Here is a 16227-nt window from a genome sequence, read left to right on the forward strand (position 1 = left end):
GTCAGATGGGCAGCTTGCGGAAGATGGGACGGGGAATGTGGCGCAGGATCATCATGACGTAGCGGAACGCGCCGGGCGCCCAAACCAGGTCCTTGCCCTTGGCTGAGGCGGTGACCGCAAGATCGGCGACGTACTCCTTGTCGACGGTCAGCGGGGCCTCCTTGACGTGCGCGCTCATCCGCGTGCGCACCTGCCCCGGCCGGATCACCAGGACGCGAACGCCGTACTCGCGCAGCGCCTCTCCGAGGCCCAGATAGAACCCGTCGAGCCCGGCCTTGGTGGAGCCGTACACGAAGTTGGACCGCCGGACCCGCTCGCCGGCCGCCGAGCTCATCGCGATGATCTGCCCGTGTCCCTGGGCGCGCATCTTCTCGCCGACCAGGACACCCACCGAAACCGCTGCGGTGTAGTTGATCTCGGCGATCTGCACGGCCTTGCGCTGGTTCTGCCACAGTTCTTCGGCATCGCCGAGCAGGCCGAACGCGACGATCGCGACATCGACCTCGTGGTCGGCCCACGCCGCGTCGATCACGCCGGGATGGCTGTCGGTGTCGACGGCGTCGAAGTCGATCAGTTCCACGGACTTGGCGCCCGCGGCCTGCATCTGCGCGACGGCGGCCTCACGGCCGGGGTCATTCGGCAGGGCCGCCAGCACGATTCGGGCCGGCTGATTCTTCAGGTACCGCTCGCAGATCGCCAGGCCGATCTCGGAGGTGCCTCCGAGCAGGAGGATCGTCTGTGGGTTGCCCACGGCGTCGAACACCATCTACTGCAGCTCCAAACGTCGGGCCATGTCGGACATGAAGACCCCGTCGGGATCGACACTGCGGCGCACCTTGATCCATTCATCGATGCGCGGGTACATGGCGTGGAAGGTCTCGGCGGTGGTCCGGGAGTCCTTGGCGGTGTACAGGCGACCGCCGAACTCCAGCACCCGGCGGTCGAGTTCGTGCACGAACTCGCCCAGTCCGGCCTTGATCGGGAAGTCGACGCACACGTTCCAGCCCGGAATCGGAAAGCTCAGTGGCGCTTTGTTTCCCGGGCCGAAAAGCTTGAACACGTTGAGGAACGAGTAGTGGCCGGAAGCCTGGATGTCGCCGATGATGCGCTTGAACTCCTCGACGGCCTCCGTCGGCACCACGAACTGGTACTGCAGGAAACCGGCGGGTCCGTACGCCCGGTTCCACTCCCCGAACATGTCCAGCGGGTGATAGAACTGCGTCAGGTTCTGCACCTTGTTGCGGTACGTCCCCGATTTCCGGTACCAGAGTTCGCCGATGGGGCCGAACGTGTACTTGTTGGCCAGCCCGTTGGGGAACATGTCGGGCAGCGTGAGCAGTTGCGGCGCATCGAATTTCAACGGGTTGCGAGCCAACTTGGCGGGCAACTGGTCGAGCGTGGCCAGCGACCCCCGGGAGATGGCCGCGCGACCCAGCTTCGGTGGCGCGCTGATGGCGTCGAACCAGGCACTGGAGTAGGTGTAGTTGGACTCACTGCCGTCACTGTGGAAGGCGATGGTCTCCTCGAGGCTCGCGGTGACGTCGCCGTCGGCGATGAAGTACGCGCTCTCGGTGCGGGTCATCTCGATGGTGGCACGCAGGATGATGCCGGTCAGGCCGTTGCCGCCCACGGTGGCCCAGAAGACGTCGGAATGTTCGCCGTCCGGCGTCAGGTGCAGGATCTCGCCGGAGGCCGTCAGCAGATCCATCGAGCGCACGTGGTTGCCGAAGCTTCCGGCGCTGTGATGGTTCTTGCCGTGGATGTCGCAGGCGATCGCGCCGCCGACGGTGACCTGGCGGGTGCCCGGCAGCACCGGCACCCACAGCCCGAACGGCAGCGCGGCCTTCATCAACTGGTCGAGGTTGACGCCGGCGTCGACGTCGACCATGGCGTCGTCGGAGCTGATCGAGTGGATGGTGTGCAGCGCGGTCATGTCGACGACCAGGCCGCCGCCGTTCTGGGCGTTGTCGCCGTAGGAACGGCCCAATCCGCGGGCGATGACGCCGCGATCGGAGGCCTCGGCGGCCCGTGTGACCGCGCTCGCGATCTCCGCGGGGTCTGGGGTGGACAGCACCTGGGCCACTGAGGGAGCGGTGCGTCCCCAGCCCGTGAGGCGCTGCGTCGTGAGGGTGGACATCGCTGGCAAGGGTACCGCGCGTGCTCGCCAGTCCACCCCGCCGAGATTCTCCGACGTCAGTGCAGGCGGAAGATCACCGCACGCTGGACGACGAAGTTGATGACGGTCGCGGTGCCCTGCGCGATGACGAAGGCGACCGGCACCTGCCACGGCTGACCCGCGAATTTGAGATAGAAGAGGTAGTTGATGCCGATCTGGACCGCGTAGGTGAGCGCGTACAGCGCCATGACCGCGATGAACCGGGCCCGGCTGGGCGGCGCCTGGAACGTCCACCGACGGTTGATGAGGTAGGCCGTGGTGGTGCCCGCGATGAAGCTCAGCGTCTTTGCGAGGTTGACGTGCAGGCCGAGCGCCAGCAGCGCGACGTAGAGCCCGAAGTCCACGATCGCGGACAGCCCTCCGGTGAGCAGGAAGCGCAGCACCTGGGTCTTCAGGCTCAGGCGGGTGTCATCGGAAGCTGTCTCGGCCATCGCGGGAAGCTTACGACCCCGGTGTTGCAACAATGGGCGCGTGGAGGATCTGGTCCGGGCGTGGCGGGCGCTGCTGGCGCCGCACACGACATCGCCCAACGTCGACGCGGCCGGTCAGGCCCTGCTCGCGTGCTGGGCCGAACCGCACCGGCGCTACCACGACCTCGAGCACCTGCGCGGCGTGCTGAGCGCGATCGACGACCTCGAGCAGCTGGCTGAGGATCCCGACGCGGTCCGCCTGGCCGCCTGGTACCACGACGCGGTCTACGCCGGGAGATCCGATGACGAGGAACTCAGCGCGGTCATGGCCGAGCAGTCTCTGTCGGCGCTGGGCCTGCCCGCCGAGTTCGTCGCGGAGGTGGGCCGGCTGATCCGGATGACCGTCGAGCACAACCCCGCGGCGGACGACAGCAACGGCGCGGTGCTCTCGGATGCGGATCTGGCGGTGCTGGCGCTGCCGCGCGCGGACTATCAGCGCAACTCGGCCGCGGTGCGTGCGGAGTACGCGCACGTGCCCGAGGCGGACTTCCGGGCCGGGCGGGCCCGCATCATCCGGTCGCTGCTGGCCGCACCGCACCTGTACCGGACCGTTACGGCCCGGGAACGGTGGGAGCAGGCGGCGCGGGAGAATCTTGCCGCGGAGTTGGAGTCGCTGAGCTGAGGTTCAGTGAATCGTCTCGGCGAGCACGTCGCACAACGCGTCGACGGCACTCGGGAACGCATGCTCGGCGGGCGTGCCGAAGTTGACCACCACCCCATCGGGACGTGGAACTGCGTTGTCCGCCAACGGATGCCGCAGCCGGGACAGGCTGGCGATGCCGACCCCGGCTTCGGCTGCCCGGCGCAGCATTTCGGGTTCGGCGCCGTCGGGCAGCATCAGCAGCAGGTGCAGCCCCGCCGAGAGCCCGCTGACGGTGATCGCGGCTTCGAACGGTGCCAGCCGGGACACCAGAGTGTCGCGGCGGCGACGGTATTCGGTGCGCATGCGGCGAATGTGCTTGTCGTAGTTGGCCGATGCGATGAAATCCGCCATGGTGAGCTGGGTGATGCCGTTGACCATCCACTGCTCGCCACCGGCCGCGGCCACGGCGGCGTCCACCAGGTCGGTCGGGAGCACCATCCAACCGAGGCGAAGCACCGGACTCAGGCTCTTGCTCGCGGATCCCAGATAGATCACCCGTTGAGGGGCCAGACTCTGCAGGGCGCCGACGGGCTGACGGTCATACCGGAACTCGCCGTCATAGTCGTCCTCGAGCACGTAGCCTCCGCTGCGCTGCGCCCAGTCCACGATCGCCGTGCGTCGGGTGGGATGCAGCGGAACTCCGTGGGGGAAGTGGTGGGCCGGGGTGACGAGCACTGCGGGACTGCTCAGGGCTTCCAGATCGCTGACAGCGACACCCATTTCGTCGAATCCGAGCGGCGTGGTTGATCCACCGGCCTCGGCGATGCAGTCCCGGAAGATGAAGAGTCCGTAGGCCTCCACCGCGATCTGCGCGGCCGGGCCGAACAACCGGGTCAGCACCTGGATCGAGTGCCGGGTGCCAGCGGTGATCAGCACGTTCTCGGGTGACACCCGAACCCCGCGGGCACGGGCGAGGTATTCCGCGAGGGCGCTCCGCAATTCGATGCGACCGCGTGGATCGCCCATCCGCAGCGCCTCGGTGGGGGCGCCGTTGAGCGCCCGCCGGGTCGAGGCGATCCATGCCGCTCGGGGGAACCTCGCGACGTCGGGCGAACCGGGCAGCAGGTTGTGCCGCGGAGATTCCGGCGCTCCCCGGAGTCGGGGCGGCGCCGGGGATTGGGACTGGTTCACCACCCAGGTGCCCGCGCCCTGGCGAGACGCCAGCCACCCTTCGGCCACCAGTTCGGCGTAGACGTCGGCGACGGTGTTGCGGGCCACGCCGAGGTCGGTGGCCAGAGAGCGTGAGGGCGGCAGTCGGGTGCCCGGCGTCAACCTTCCGGACCGCGCCGCGTCGCGCAACGCCGACAGCAGCGTCTCGCGCACTCCTCTGGCACCGGGGGTGATGGCCTCACGCAGGTCGAGATGCAGGTCGGAACCCACGGAATTGGCCCGTGAAATCACCATCGAATTGAACCATGGATGTAGGCCTTTTCGGGCCTAGCGTCGAAGGCATGACAACAGTTCTCGAATCCGCCACCCCCATCCAGCGCATCCAGCTCAACCGGGTCGCCCCCGAGATCTACGAGGCCATGCTGGCGTTCAGCGCCGTCACCGAGAAGGGCGTCGAACCCACGCTCGCCGAGTTGATCAAGATCAGGGCGTCGCAGCTCAACCACTGCGCGTTCTGCCTCGACATGCACAGCCACGACGCCCGTAAACAGGGCGAGACCGAGCAGCGGATCTACCTGCTCTCGGCGTGGGAAGAGGCCGCGTCCCTGTTCACCGAGAAGGAGCAGGCCGCGCTCGCGCTGACCGAGGAGATGACGGACCTGACCCGCGGCAGCCACGTCTCAGACGACGTCTATGCGCGCGCCGCAGAGGTGTTCACCGACGAGGAGCTGGCGCACGTCATCGGACTGATCACCGTGATCAACTCGTGGAACCGCTTCAGTGTGTCCACCCGGGTGCGGCCACCGCGCCGTAAGTGACTCAGGTGCAGGGGATGCCGTGCGGGCCGCCGATCCAATGACCGGGTGGTGAGTGCCACGGACACAGCTGTTTCACCTGTCCGGGTGGCAGCGGGTTCCAGTGGATCCTGTCGATGTTCGGAATGTTCGGCACCCACGGCACCCAGTCGTCATCGGCCTGTGCGGTGCCCAGGCCCACCCCGAGGGCGCCGGCGCTCAACGCGCCCGCACACAGGACGGTGCCCGCAACTCGTTTGAAACCCATCGATGGTCCCCTCCTTCGGCAGAAGTCCGACCCGCTCCCCAGACTACTCACGCATCTGAGGTCATAGGGCCTTGCGCAGGTGCCGCTCGACCCTGGCGGAACCTCCACGGCTCCCCGAGAATGGCAGCATGACCGCAGAATCCGAACCCGTCGTCGCTCTGACCGAGGACGAGAGCTGGGACCTGCTTTCCGGCGTCCATCTGGGTCGGCTGGTCACCACGATCGCAGGGCGGGCAGAGATCTTTCCGGTCAACTACGTGGTGCAGTGCCGGACAATCCTGTTCCGCAGCGCGGAGGGCACCAAGCTGTTCAGCACGGTGATGAACGATCAGGTGCTCTTCGAGGCCGACGATCACAACGTGGTCGGCGGTTGGAGCGTCATCGTCCGCGGCACCGCCGAGGTGCTCTACGGCGCCGCAGAGATTGAGGACGCCGAGGAGGCGGGTCTGTATCCCTGGATCGCGACGCTCAAGCAGCGCTTCATCCGGGTCACCCCGGCCGAAATCACGGGCCGGCGGTTCGTGTTCGGCCCCGAACCCGATGCGAGCCACTACGCCAGCTGACCCCTGGTCCCCCCGGCGCGCGGTGCCGGTTCCCCCGCGAGCGCGCGTGTCTGTACGCCGACACGCCGCTTTTGGCGTACAAACCCGCACGTTCGCCGCGCGCCCCTGTGAACAGCAGTCGGCCCCCGCCGCGAGGCGAGGGCCGACTGGTCTCTCTGCGCGGAGTCAGTTACTCACTGCTGCTGTCCGCGGTCGTGGCGGCCTTGGCGGCCTTGCGCTCGGCGCGCTTCTCGGCCCGCTCGGCCTGCTTCTCGGCGCGCTTCTCCGCGCGTTCCGCTTTCTTCTCGGCGCGCTTCTCGGCGGCCTTGTCGGCGCGGTCCTTGAGGGTGCGGCCGGCGTCGGAGATCGCCTCGGACACCTTCTGACCGGCGGACGTGACCGCGTCCTGCAGCGAATCGCCGGCGGCCGGCTGCGCCGGCGCGTCGGTGGAGGTCTCCTCGGTGTCGCTGACGAGGGTCACCTTGGCGAGGTCGGTGCCAGCCTCGGTGTCGGTGGCGCCGTCACCGGCGGCGCTGTCGGGGAGGTCGACGGGTGTGCTCGGTGCAGGCGCATCCAGGAGCGCGGCCGGGACGGTGCCCGGATCGGTGGCGGCGCGCTCGGTGAGCGGAGCGATGGAGGGCACCGGGTCGGCGGGTGCCAGCGGGTTGCCCGTGCCGTCCCAGCCGAGCGCCTTGGCGATGGCCTTCGTCAGCCCGACGAGCGAACCGATCGCGCCCACCGACTGTCCTTCGATACCGCCGACCGGCACACCGTCGATGAGGAGCGTCATATCGACGGCGTTGAGCAGCGTTCCGCCCTGGCTCAGCAGCCCGCCCAGGGTCAGGCCGATTCCGGCGGTGACGCCGCCACCGATGTCGATGTGGATGCCCAGCGCGTCGAGCACCGGAGTCAGATCGACCTTCTGCCCGCCGTTGAGGAACGCGTCGACCATCTTGGTCGGGATGTTGATCAGTGTGTTGACGGCTGCGGCGAGGTCAGGACTCTCGGACGTCAACTCCGCCACGATCGAGGAGATGCTGGCGCCCAGGGCCACCACGGGTGCCAGCACTGGGCCGACCAGCCCGATCAGGACTCCGCTGAGGTAGTTGGTGGTGAAGTCCACGAGCGGCTGGAGCTCGGGAGGCATCGGCAAGACCAGGGGGATCAGCTCGTAGAGCGCTGCGGCACCGGGGGTGAGCGCCTCGAGATCCTTGGCGACCAAAGTGTTCAGCGCGTTCTTCGCGTTAGTGCCGATCTGGTCGAGGATCAGTCCGAAGTCGGGAAGCTCGCTGAGGTAGGTGAGCTGGTTGACGACGATCTGCTGCAGTATCGGGGCCGGTGCCTCCAGCCACGTGTTGACCAGGCCGGCGAAATTGACCTCGGTGTTGTTGAACAGCTCCCGCAACGGGGTGATCGGATCGACCGCGGCCGACAGCTGCACCGCCGGATGGGACACCTCCACGGTGGGCAGGCTGGGAGTGATCGGGGTGATCGCGATGGCTCCGGCGCCCATCAGGGCGACGCCGGCGGTTGCGTAGGAACGCAGGGCTGTCATTCGGCTTCCTTACTGGAGAGTCAGTTCTGGACAAACGGACGCTACTTGTAAATGAGCCGCGTTATGTGCGTTTTGAAATAATTCCTGGATACTCTGCTGGCCTGGCTGACCCGTGGCCCCCGTCGTGCGGGGGCCACGGGCCGGGCCGTGCTCAGTCCTCGCTGCTCGAGCTGCCCGAGCTCCCCGAGCTGCCAGCGCTGCCCGAACTGCCCGAACTGCCCGCCGCCTGCTTGGCGGCGCGCTTCTCGGCCCGCTCGGCCTGCTTCTCGGCGCGCTTCTCGGCGCGTTCCGCTTTCTTCTCGGCGCGCTTCTCTGCGGCCTTGTCGGCGCGGTCCTTGAGGGTGCGGCCGGCGTCGGAGATCGCCTCGGACACCTTCTGGCCCGCGGACTTGACCGCATCCTGCACGGCGTCGCCGGCGGCCGGCTGCGCCGGCGCGTCGGTGCTGTCCTCGGTGTCGCTGACGAGGGTCACCTTGGTGAGGTCGGCGCCGGCGGCGCCGTCACCGGCGGTGCTGTCGGTGAGGTCGACGGTCGTGCTCGGTGCGGGCGCATCCAGCAACGCGGCCGGGACCGTGCCCGGGTCGGTGGCGGCACGTTCCGTGAGCGGAGCGATGGAGGGCACCGGGTCGGCGGGTGCCAGCGGGTTGCCCGTGCCGTCCCAGCCGATCGCCTTGGCGATGGCCTGCGCGAGGCTGACCAGCGAACCGATCGTGCCCACCGCCTGTCCCGGGAGGTCGCCGATAGGCTCACCGTCGGCGAGCATCGTCAGACTGAGGGCGTTGAGCAGTGCTCCGCCCGGGCTCAGCAGCCCGCCCAGGGTCAGGCCGACCTTGGCGGTGATGCCGCCGCCGATGTCGAGCTGCACACCCAGGGCTTCGAGCACCGGAGTCAGATCGACGGTCTGTCCGCCGTTGAGGAACGCGTCGACCATCTTGGTCGGGATGTTGATCAGCGTGTTGACGGCCGCGCCGAGGTCGGGATTCTCGGCCGTCAGCTGGCCCAGGATCGAGGAGATGCTGGCCCCCAGGGCCACCACGGGTGCCAGCACTGGGCCGACCAGCCCGATCAGCGCTCCGCTGAGGTACGTCGTGGTGAAGTCCACGATCGGCTGGAGCTCGGGGGGCAGCTCCATGATCATCGGGATCAGCTCGTAGAACGCGGCCCCGGTCGGTGTGAGGGCGTCGAGGTCCGCGGCGACCAGCGTGTTCAGCGCGGCCTTCGTGTTCGTGCCGATCTGGTCGAGGATCAGCCCGACGTCGGGAAGCTCGCTGAGGTAGGTGAGCTGGTTGACGATGATCTGCTGCAGGACCGGCGACGGCGCCTCCAGCCAGGTGTTGACCAGGCTGGCGAAGTTGACCTCCGTGTTGTTGAACAGCTCCCGCAACGGGGTGATCGGATCCACCGCGGCCGACAGCTGCACCGCCGGATGGGTCACCTCCACGGTGGGCAGCGTGGGGGTGATCGGGGTGATCGCGATGGCTCCGGCGCCCATCAGGGCGACGCCGGCAGTTGCGTAGGAACGCAGGGCTGTCATTCAGCTTCCTTACTAGAGAGTCAGTTCTGGACAAACGGACCATACATGTACACAAGCTGACTTATGTGAAAATCGAAGTAATTCCCAGTGAGCGGACGACTCCGCCGGTAGACGGCGAAACCCCAACTGCCGAGCGGCCGTCTTTGTGCGCCCTGGACGGCGTGTTCACGTACCGACGCGGGCGCTCACCGGCACGTTCCGGACAGCAGTCGGCCCCCGCCATGATGGCGAGGGCCGACTGGTCTATCGGTGCGGAGTCAGCTACTCACTGCTGTCCGAGGCGCCTGCGGTCTTGGCTGCCTTGCGCTCGGCGCGCTTCTCGGCACGTTTCTCCTTGGCCGCCTTGATGTTGTCGCGCACACCCTCGACAGCGGCCTTCGCCTGATCACGCACGTGGTTGACGGCGTCGGCGATCTTCTTGCCGGGCTTGGGCTTGTCCGCGGCCGTGGAGGAGCCTCCGGCGGCCGACGTGTCCTTCTCCGCGGTCAGCTGATCGACCAGCGACGAATCCGGACCCTCGGCGTTCGACTCGAGACCCGACTCCACGCTCGAAGAGGACTGGGCCGCAGGCGCCTTCTTCTCGATGGACGACTCGGTGTTGACGGACACCAGCGCCGCCTTCGACTCCAGCTCGGGTACCGAGCCCGGATCGTCGTCGGCCGCCCGCAACAGCGACGGATCCGGGGCATCGGGCTCCTCCGGAGCGCCGATGGTGGGGAACTTGAACTTGGTCAGCGGGTTGCCCGTGCCGTCCCAGCCCAGCGCGACGGCGATCATCTGCGACAGGTTGGTCAAAGCCGCCAGCGGGCCGAGCGGCCGTGGCGCAATGTTCAGAACGAAACCGGACGCATCGACATCGAGGCCGATGGAGTTGAAGATTGAGCCCCCGATGCCGGGAAGCCCTTCGGGGTGCTCTTCGGGGTTGGTGCCCGGGGCCAAGAAGGTGCCCCCGGTGGAGAGAAGCCCCCCGAAGCCGAAGCTCAAACCGTTGATGGCCACGCCCTCCGGCAGGCCCCCGGAGATCAGGGGCAACAGGAAGTTGAGGTTGAGGGTGGAACCGTTGAGGACCGACCCGATCACCCGGGCGGGCGCCGAGATCAGCACCTGCAGTGCGTCGGTGAAGGACGCGGCGGTCACGACGTCGCGGACGACATTGAGTGCCTCCACCACGGGACTCAGGACTGGGCCGACCAGGCCGATCAGAACCCCACTTGCCGGCGATGCCAGGAGGTTGACCAGCGTGGGAACCCACTCCGGAGTCTCGGGCGGCAGGAAGAGCGGAAGGAACGCGGCCATCAGCGAATGCCACTGATCGTTGTTGCCGGCGATCAGCATGAGATCGGCCTCGGACTCCGAGTCGAGGCCGATGAAGGTGGCGTACTTGATCGCGTTCTGGAGGTTCTGGCCGATCTGGCTGATGACGTTCCCGATGTCCGCCGGGTTGGTGAGCAGCTGTTGCAGGTAGTCGGACTGGTTGACCAGGAGCTGCTGCAGGACCGGGAAAGGCGCGTTGAAGTAGCTGTTGGTGAGTGCCGTGGCATTGGCGGACGTGGCGTTGAACACGTCGATCCACGGGGTGATTGGGTTGATCGATGCCGACAACGCCACGGGCGGCGATGCGACTTCGACGTCGGGCAGCGGTGGCGCCACCGGAGTCATCGCGATAGCGGTGGCGCCCACCAGGGCGATACCAGCCGTCGCATACGGACGAAGGCCAACCTGCATAACGAACTCCTATCGGTTGCGTCATCATTGACAGCCGCAACGTAGCTGAGAGTCCGCTGAGAAATTGCTTATTTCGTGATAATGATCACGAAGTTATCTCCCATTCCACGCGCATCTCCAAGCGAATTGATTTGCGCCTCACGCAGCGAGCGAAAAGCGGCGCTCGCGCGGGAGTTTCGAGAGTGGCACAGTCTGACACAGAATTGCTGCCGACGGGAGTGGGTACAGGTGTAGCAGGTAGTTAACCGGGTTCACGAAATCGCGAGGTTAGCGGCTAAGGCTGAAGTGTTTGCAGAAAAGTTCTGCAACAAGTTTCACATTTAATTGCCCGAAGGAAATTACCCACAGTAATGAATACGGACAAATTCGGCAACAGTTGTAACGGCCTGGAGTGCTACACCCAGTACGGAACGCGCGCCCGATATTGTCGCATCGCCACCAGCGCGACGATCCAGCCCACCACCGTCAACGTCAGCACCACGGCCCAGTGATGCCATTGCTGCTCCGCTCCCAAAAGCGGCGCGCGGACAATGTCGACGTAGTGCAGCAGCGGGTTGAACTGGATGATCTTGGCCCAGCCGCCGGCACCCTGATCGCGCAACGTCTGGTCGTTCCAGATGATCGGCGTCATATAGAACAGCAGCTGCACCAGGCTGAAGAGCAGCGGGCTGATGTCGCGGTACCGCGTGGCCAGGATGCCGAAGCACAGCGCGACCCACACACAGTTGAGCATGATCAGCGCCAGGGCCGGGATGAACGTCAGGTCCGTCCACTTCCACGGCTGTGGGAACACGATCGCGATGATCACGAAGATGATGATGTTGTGGGCGAACAGCAGGATCTGCCGCCACACCAGCCGGTAGACGTGCACGCTCAGCGGCGTCGGTAGCTGTTTGATCAGGCCCTCATTGGAGACGAACACGTCCGCGCCCTCGAGGATCGCGGCGTTGAGCAGGTTCCAGATGATCAGCCCCAGCGTCACGTAGGGCAGATGTTCGCGCAGTTCGAGATGGAACAGCTTCGAGTACAGCCCGCCCAGCGCGACGGCCATGGTGCCGGTCGCGATCGTGATCCAGAACGGGCCCAGCACCGAACGGCGGTAGCGCTGTTTGATGTCCTGCCAGCCCAGGTGTAGCCACAGTTCGCGGCGGCCGAAGCCGTCGACGAGGTCGCGCCTGGCCTTGGCGAAGGTCCGCGACTGTGCCGCGGCGTCGGTGAAGGTCATCGGCCGAACCTTTCGCGTCTGCCGAGACGACGGAGTCGGATCCACTCCCGCAGTCCCGCCGGGTCCCGTCGTGACACCAGGAAGTACCACCCGAACCGCACCCATTCCTGGAGCAGCAGCTTGCGCAGGCCCGGCTGGGACAGCAGATAGCCGCGATTGCGGTAGGTGAAGAACCGTTTGGTCTCATCGTCGGGGTACTGGGTGTGCATCCGTCCGCCGAGGATGGGTTTGAACTCGTCGCTGCCCTGCGGGTGCAGGTAGACGGTGTCCAGGCAGGTGCCGAACGGCAGGCCGGAGCGCACCAGTCGGCGGTGCACCTCGACCTCGTCGCCGCGGACGAACAGTCGAATGTCGGGTACGCCGACGGCCTCCAGCGTCGTCGCGCGGAACAACGCGCCGTTGAACAGGGAGGCGATGCCGGGCAACAGATCACCGCCGCCGTCGCTGCGCAGTTCGGACACCCGGCGTCGCCACACCAGGCCGCGGCGCAGCGGAAACGCCAGGCGCTCGGGATCGTTGAGGTCGCAGACCATCGGGGACACCTCGGCCAACCCGTGGCGCTGCGCGCACGCCAACAGCGTGCTGAGCACGTCGGCGTCCTGTGGGCGGCCGTCGTCGTCGGCCAGCCAGACCCAGTCCGCGCCGCCGGCGAGTGCATTCAGGATGCCCAGCGCGAAACCGCCTGCGCCGCCGAGGTTTCGTGCAGACCCCAACCACGTCGCCGGAATGGGTTGGCGTGCAACGAGTTCAGCGATCTTCGGGTCGTTGTCGTTGTCCACCACGATCAGATGGTCGGGGGGGCGGGTCTGGGTGGCGACGGCCGCCAGTGAGGCGGCCAACTGCTCGGGGCGGCGATGGGTGACCACCACCGCGTAGACGATCTCGCTCATGCCCGACGGGTCTCCGCGAGCACTTCCCGCACATGGTGCGCCGCGTCCTCGCCCTCGTAGGCGCGCACGACGTCCTCGATCCCGCCGCTCATCCGGATGGTGCCGTGATCGATCCACATCGCGGTGTTGCACAACCGCGCCAGGAACTCGTTGGAGTGGCTGGCGAACACCAGGATTCCGGAACGTTCCACCAGGCTCTGCAGACGCGACTGCGCCTTCTTGAGGAACTCGGCGTCGACAGCCCCGATGCCCTCGTCGAGCAGCAGGATCTCGGGGTCGATGCTGGTGACCACGCCCATCGCGAGGCGCACCCGCATACCCGTGGAGTAGGTGCGCAGCGGCATCGAGAGGTATTCGCCCAACTCGGTGAACTCCGCGATCTCGTCAACCTTGGCCATCATCTGCTTGCGGGTCTGCCCGAGGAACAGGCCGCGGATGATGATGTTCTCGAAGCCGGAGATCTCCGGATCCATGCCGACGCCGAGGTCGAACACCGGGGCCACCCGGCCTCCGACACGGGCCGTCCCGCGGGTGGGTTCGTAGATGCCGGACAGCAGTCGCAGGAGCGTCGACTTGCCCGCACCGTTGTGGCCGACCAGGCCCACCCGGTCGCCCATCTTGAGCGACATCGTGATGTCGCGCAGCGCTTCGACGACGACGACGTTGGAACTGTTGCGTCCGATGGCGCCGCCGGCCTTGCCCAGGAACGCCTTCTTCAGCGAACGGGACTTCGCGTCGAAGATGGGGAACTCAACCCACGCGTCGCGGGTTTCGATGTAGGGATCGGTCATGTCGCGTCGCGGTTACAGGTATTGCCCCGTGCCCGGCGCTGTCCCGGGCCGGCCGGGTACACCCATACCTGGGGGGAGCGCACCCTGACGCATCTGTTCCAGTTGGGCGCGGGCGGCCATCTGCTGCGCGAACAGCGCGGTCTGGATGCCGTGGAACAGGCCCTCGAGCCAACCGACGAGCTGCGCCTGCGCGATGCGCAACTCGGCGTCCGTCGGCACAGCGTCGTCGCTGAACGGCAGCGCCAGGCGCTCGAGCTCGTCGCGCAGCTCCGGGGCCAGGCCGTCCTCGAGCTCGCTGATCGAGGTCTTGTGGATCTCCCGTAGGCGGTTGCGGCTGGCGTCGTCGAGCGGTGCGGCCTTCACCTCCTCGAGCAGCTGTTTGATCATGGTGCCGATCCGCATGACCTTGGCGGGCTGCTGGACCAGGTCGGTCACCGACTTGTCGTCGTCCTCACCGCCGGTCGCGGCAGCCGTCATCTCGGGGTTCGGCACACCGATGATTTCGATGTTGTCGTCGTCAGTGCTCACGCTGTGGGTGCTCCTCCGCGCCACTCGTAGATGCGGGTCTGGCCATTGTCGTAGATCTTGGCCCACGACTCGGACTCATCCAATGACACTAGCCCGTCCGGCATCGCGAACCCTCGGACCACCGGCGTGCTGGTGATCGCATACCGGATGTTCAGCGCTTTGACGGCCGCGGCGACCCGAGGATCGTGGTCGGCGTCGTCGGCGTAGGCCCAGAAGATGAACCGGTGGTAGCCGGGCCCCTGCTGCACGGGGTAGTCGTAGTGCGTCCACAGCGGATGCAGGCCTGCGACGGCATACATCCAGGCGGTGCCGTCGGTGTTGGCGTTGCCGATCAGGGTGTCTCGAGCCCCGGGCAGGCTCGCGAGGTGCGCGAACGCCTCAAGGTCGCGTGGGCTCACGATCACCTGGTCGTACTTCTCGCCCATCAGGTACTCGTGCCGGGGCAGGTAGTGCCACGCCAGCCCGACGGTGCTGAGCACCAGCAGGGCCCCGGTCAGGCCCAGCCACACGGGTCGGCCCAGGGCGGGCAGCAGTCGGCGCAGCCAAGACACGACGAACAGCACGATCAGGGTCAGCGCGATGCCGGCCATCGGGGTGATCAGCAGCGTGACCACGGCCGAGAGGCGGCGGGGGTCGCTGTAGAACAGGTCGCTGTACTTGGCGATCGCACTTCCCACGGGGCCGCCGAACGGCGCCGACGAATGCACGATGGCCACCACCAGGCCCAACCACACGGCCAGCGGCCACCAGACCCGCCTGATCAGCAGCACCAGTCCACCGGCGGCGGCCAGCACGATCAGCGTGGTCTGGACGGGGAAGTCGTTGAGGTGCCGGGTGTGCTGCACGACGGCGTCGAACACCGCGTGCTTCTTGCCCTCGTGCGTGACGAACGCGTGCCCGGCGATGATCTCGGCCTGCTGAAGCACCCCGAGGAACTGCGGCAGCAGCAGGAGCACCGTAGGCACCGCGACTGCCAGCAGGGTCAGGAAGTCGGACCGGCGTCCGCGCACCGGGCTGCGGAGCGTGTCGACCAGCCACCACGCGGTCACGAACGTCACGACGACGACGCCACCGGTGATGTGCACCGAGAACACGCCCACCAGGGCGAGCACGGCCAGAGGGATGCGGTCGCGGTGTCGCAGGCAGGACATGATCAGGACCGTCGCGGGGACCGCGACGCCATAGGCCGCCATGTTGGGGATGGAAGCGGTGTCGAACTCGACGTAGGGAACCGCGGTGAAGGACGCCGCCAGCGCCGCCGCGGTGGCCGCGGCGAGGGCGGTGCGTCGCTCACTGGTGTGCGGGCGCAGCAGACTCCACGTGAGGATGGCCGCGCTGGCCGGGAACAGCCACGCGGCCGCTGCGACGGCGTTCGCGGTGAAGGCCGTCGTGGCCGCGGCGCCGGTCAACTGACACTGCAGCGCGGCCAGGGCGTGGAAGACCGAGGGGTAGTACAGGGCGGCGTGGGTCTCGACGTTGCGAAGCTCACCCATGTGGGTCGGGGAGGCCTGCCCGGTCTCGGTGATCCAGCGGATGGTGTTTGCGTGCCACACCGAGTCCCAGTTGCTTGGGATGGACTGCCAGTCGGCGATGCCGCTGTGCGCCGCCCAGAAGATCGCAGCGGCACCGATGAGTACGCCGATGGCAACGATTGCGGCTGACCGCGCTGAGCCCGCGAGCTGCTCAGCTTCCGGGTCGCGGTAGCGGGCCAACAGCGCTGGCAAACTTGCCGCCAGTGCGATCGCCACAAGCAGGCTCAGCAGCGCTGTTATTGTGTTCCAAGGGATTCCGAGCGCACCCAAGGGCAGCGTCGCCAAACCCACGATGCCGTAGGTCAGAACCGGGCCAACTGCGACAGCGGTCGGCCAGGTTAGCCGAGCCACGCGAGCGACGACGGCACCGGGCAGTACCAGCAACGTCATTGCGAACAGCACGCCGCACCCGAGGCTCACTGCACTAGTATGGCTGGCCAGGTA

16 protein-coding genes are annotated in these 16227 nt (G+C 67.1%); 3 read left to right on the forward strand and 13 right to left on the reverse strand.

The window, feature by feature from the left end; genetic code table 11:
• Position 1: 1 nt before the first annotated feature.
• Genes G6N34_RS26335 through G6N34_RS26345 form a run of 3 tightly spaced genes read right to left on the reverse strand, consistent with a single transcriptional unit; the run spans position 2 to position 2607 of the window.
• On the reverse strand, positions 2–766 hold the full coding sequence (locus tag G6N34_RS26335; protein WP_085154185.1) for a decaprenylphospho-beta-D-erythro-pentofuranosid-2-ulose 2-reductase: 765 nt from the start codon (positions 764–766) through the stop codon (positions 2–4).
• Positions 767–2137, reverse strand: coding sequence for a decaprenylphosphoryl-beta-D-ribose oxidase (locus tag G6N34_RS26340; protein WP_085154187.1), 1371 nt, complete (start codon positions 2135–2137; stop codon positions 767–769).
• A 56-nt stretch (positions 2138–2193) separates the two neighbouring features.
• Positions 2194–2607 (reverse strand): GtrA family protein, encoded by a 414-nt coding sequence (locus G6N34_RS26345; protein ID WP_085154188.1) that lies wholly within the window; start codon positions 2605–2607, stop codon positions 2194–2196.
• A gap of 40 nt (positions 2608–2647) precedes the next feature.
• On the opposite strand from G6N34_RS26345, the gene G6N34_RS26350 reads away from it, so the two are divergent.
• Positions 2648–3268: an HD domain-containing protein gene (locus G6N34_RS26350; protein ID WP_085154190.1), complete on the forward strand. Its 621-nt coding sequence runs from the start codon at positions 2648–2650 to the stop codon at positions 3266–3268.
• A 3-nt stretch (positions 3269–3271) separates the two neighbouring features.
• On the opposite strand, the gene pdxR is transcribed toward G6N34_RS26350, so the two are convergent.
• Positions 3272–4693: a MocR-like pyridoxine biosynthesis transcription factor PdxR gene (pdxR, locus tag G6N34_RS26355; protein ID WP_085154192.1), complete on the reverse strand. Its 1422-nt coding sequence runs from the start codon at positions 4691–4693 to the stop codon at positions 3272–3274.
• A gap of 47 nt (positions 4694–4740) precedes the next feature.
• On the opposite strand from pdxR, the gene G6N34_RS26360 reads away from it, so the two are divergent.
• On the forward strand, positions 4741–5217 hold the full coding sequence (locus G6N34_RS26360) for a carboxymuconolactone decarboxylase family protein (protein WP_085154194.1): 477 nt from the start codon (positions 4741–4743) through the stop codon (positions 5215–5217).
• Position 5218: 1 nt separating this feature from the next.
• On the opposite strand, the gene G6N34_RS26365 is transcribed toward G6N34_RS26360, so the two are convergent.
• Positions 5219–5461 carry a hypothetical protein gene (locus tag G6N34_RS26365; RefSeq protein ID WP_085154195.1) on the reverse strand — a complete coding sequence of 81 codons (243 nt, stop codon included), beginning with the start codon at positions 5459–5461 and terminating at the stop codon, positions 5219–5221.
• A 128-nt stretch (positions 5462–5589) separates the two neighbouring features.
• Here G6N34_RS26365 and G6N34_RS26370 point away from each other — a divergent pair, with 128 nt between their 5' ends.
• A complete protein-coding gene (locus G6N34_RS26370; protein ID WP_085154197.1) occupies positions 5590–6024 on the forward strand; it encodes a pyridoxamine 5'-phosphate oxidase family protein in 435 nt (144 codons plus the stop codon).
• Between the two features lie 169 nt (positions 6025–6193).
• On the opposite strand, the gene gjpA (G6N34_RS26375) is transcribed toward G6N34_RS26370, so the two are convergent.
• From gjpA (G6N34_RS26375) to G6N34_RS26410, 8 genes are all read right to left on the reverse strand, one after another.
• Complete coding sequence (gjpA, locus tag G6N34_RS26375; RefSeq protein WP_085154199.1) at positions 6194–7558, reverse strand: outer membrane porin GjpA; 1365 nt, start codon at positions 7556–7558, stop codon at positions 6194–6196.
• A 151-nt stretch (positions 7559–7709) separates the two neighbouring features.
• On the reverse strand, positions 7710–9092 hold the full coding sequence (gjpA, locus tag G6N34_RS26380) for an outer membrane porin GjpA (RefSeq protein ID WP_085154200.1): 1383 nt from the start codon (positions 9090–9092) through the stop codon (positions 7710–7712).
• A 261-nt stretch (positions 9093–9353) separates the two neighbouring features.
• Positions 9354–10817 (reverse strand): outer membrane porin GjpA, encoded by a 1464-nt coding sequence (gjpA, locus tag G6N34_RS26385; RefSeq protein WP_085154202.1) that lies wholly within the window; start codon positions 10815–10817, stop codon positions 9354–9356.
• A 394-nt stretch (positions 10818–11211) separates the two neighbouring features.
• On the reverse strand, positions 11212–12042 hold the full coding sequence (wzm, locus tag G6N34_RS26390; protein ID WP_085154204.1) for a galactan export ABC transporter permease subunit Wzm/RfbD: 831 nt from the start codon (positions 12040–12042) through the stop codon (positions 11212–11214).
• Entirely contained in the window at positions 12039–12932 is an 894-nt protein-coding gene (glfT1, locus tag G6N34_RS26395; RefSeq protein ID WP_085154206.1) for a galactofuranosyltransferase GlfT1, read from the reverse strand. Before glfT1 ends, wzm begins: the two co-directional genes overlap by 4 nt.
• Positions 12929–13723 (reverse strand): galactan export ABC transporter ATP-binding subunit Wzt/RfbE, encoded by a 795-nt coding sequence (gene wzt / locus G6N34_RS26400; RefSeq protein ID WP_085154208.1) that lies wholly within the window; start codon positions 13721–13723, stop codon positions 12929–12931. The genes glfT1 and wzt overlap by 4 nt, the downstream gene beginning before the upstream one ends.
• 12 nt (positions 13724–13735) lie before the next feature.
• Entirely contained in the window at positions 13736–14200 is a 465-nt protein-coding gene (locus G6N34_RS26405; RefSeq protein ID WP_085154490.1) for a bacterial proteasome activator family protein, read from the reverse strand.
• A gap of 47 nt (positions 14201–14247) precedes the next feature.
• Positions 14248–16203 (reverse strand): DUF6541 family protein, encoded by a 1956-nt coding sequence (locus G6N34_RS26410; protein WP_085154210.1) that lies wholly within the window; start codon positions 16201–16203, stop codon positions 14248–14250.
• Between the last annotated feature and the right edge of the window lie 24 nt (positions 16204–16227).

Source organism: Mycolicibacterium confluentis, from assembly GCF_010729895.1.
GTDB lineage: Bacteria > Actinomycetota > Actinomycetes > Mycobacteriales > Mycobacteriaceae > Mycobacterium > Mycobacterium confluentis.

Bases quoted from the DNA above. Each gene is read 5' to 3' on its own strand.
- G6N34_RS26335 (WP_085154185.1), bottom strand. From the start codon at position 766: ATGGTGTTCGACGCCGTGGGCAACCCACAGACGATCCTCCTGCTCGGA.
- G6N34_RS26340 (WP_085154187.1), bottom strand. From the start codon at position 2,137: ATGTCCACCCTCACGACGCAGCGCCTCACGGGCTGGGGACGCACCGCT.
- G6N34_RS26345 (WP_085154188.1), bottom strand. From the start codon at position 2,607: ATGGCCGAGACAGCTTCCGATGACACCCGCCTGAGCCTGAAGACCCAG.
- pdxR (WP_085154192.1), bottom strand. From the start codon at position 4,693: ATGGTGATTTCACGGGCCAATTCCGTGGGTTCCGACCTGCATCTCGAC.
- G6N34_RS26360 (WP_085154194.1), top strand. From the start codon at position 4,741: ATGACAACAGTTCTCGAATCCGCCACCCCCATCCAGCGCATCCAGCTC.
- G6N34_RS26365 (WP_085154195.1), bottom strand. From the start codon at position 5,461: ATGGGTTTCAAACGAGTTGCGGGCACCGTCCTGTGTGCGGGCGCGTTG.
- G6N34_RS26370 (WP_085154197.1), top strand. From the start codon at position 5,590: ATGACCGCAGAATCCGAACCCGTCGTCGCTCTGACCGAGGACGAGAGC.
- gjpA (WP_085154199.1), bottom strand. From the start codon at position 7,558: ATGACAGCCCTGCGTTCCTACGCAACCGCCGGCGTCGCCCTGATGGGC.
- gjpA (WP_085154200.1), bottom strand. From the start codon at position 9,092: ATGACAGCCCTGCGTTCCTACGCAACTGCCGGCGTCGCCCTGATGGGC.
- gjpA (WP_085154202.1), bottom strand. From the start codon at position 10,817: ATGCAGGTTGGCCTTCGTCCGTATGCGACGGCTGGTATCGCCCTGGTG.
- wzm (WP_085154204.1), bottom strand. From the start codon at position 12,042: ATGACCTTCACCGACGCCGCGGCACAGTCGCGGACCTTCGCCAAGGCC.
- glfT1 (WP_085154206.1), bottom strand. From the start codon at position 12,932: ATGAGCGAGATCGTCTACGCGGTGGTGGTCACCCATCGCCGCCCCGAG.
- wzt (WP_085154208.1), bottom strand. From the start codon at position 13,723: ATGACCGATCCCTACATCGAAACCCGCGACGCGTGGGTTGAGTTCCCC.
- G6N34_RS26405 (WP_085154490.1), bottom strand. From the start codon at position 14,200: ATGACGGCTGCCGCGACCGGCGGTGAGGACGACGACAAGTCGGTGACC.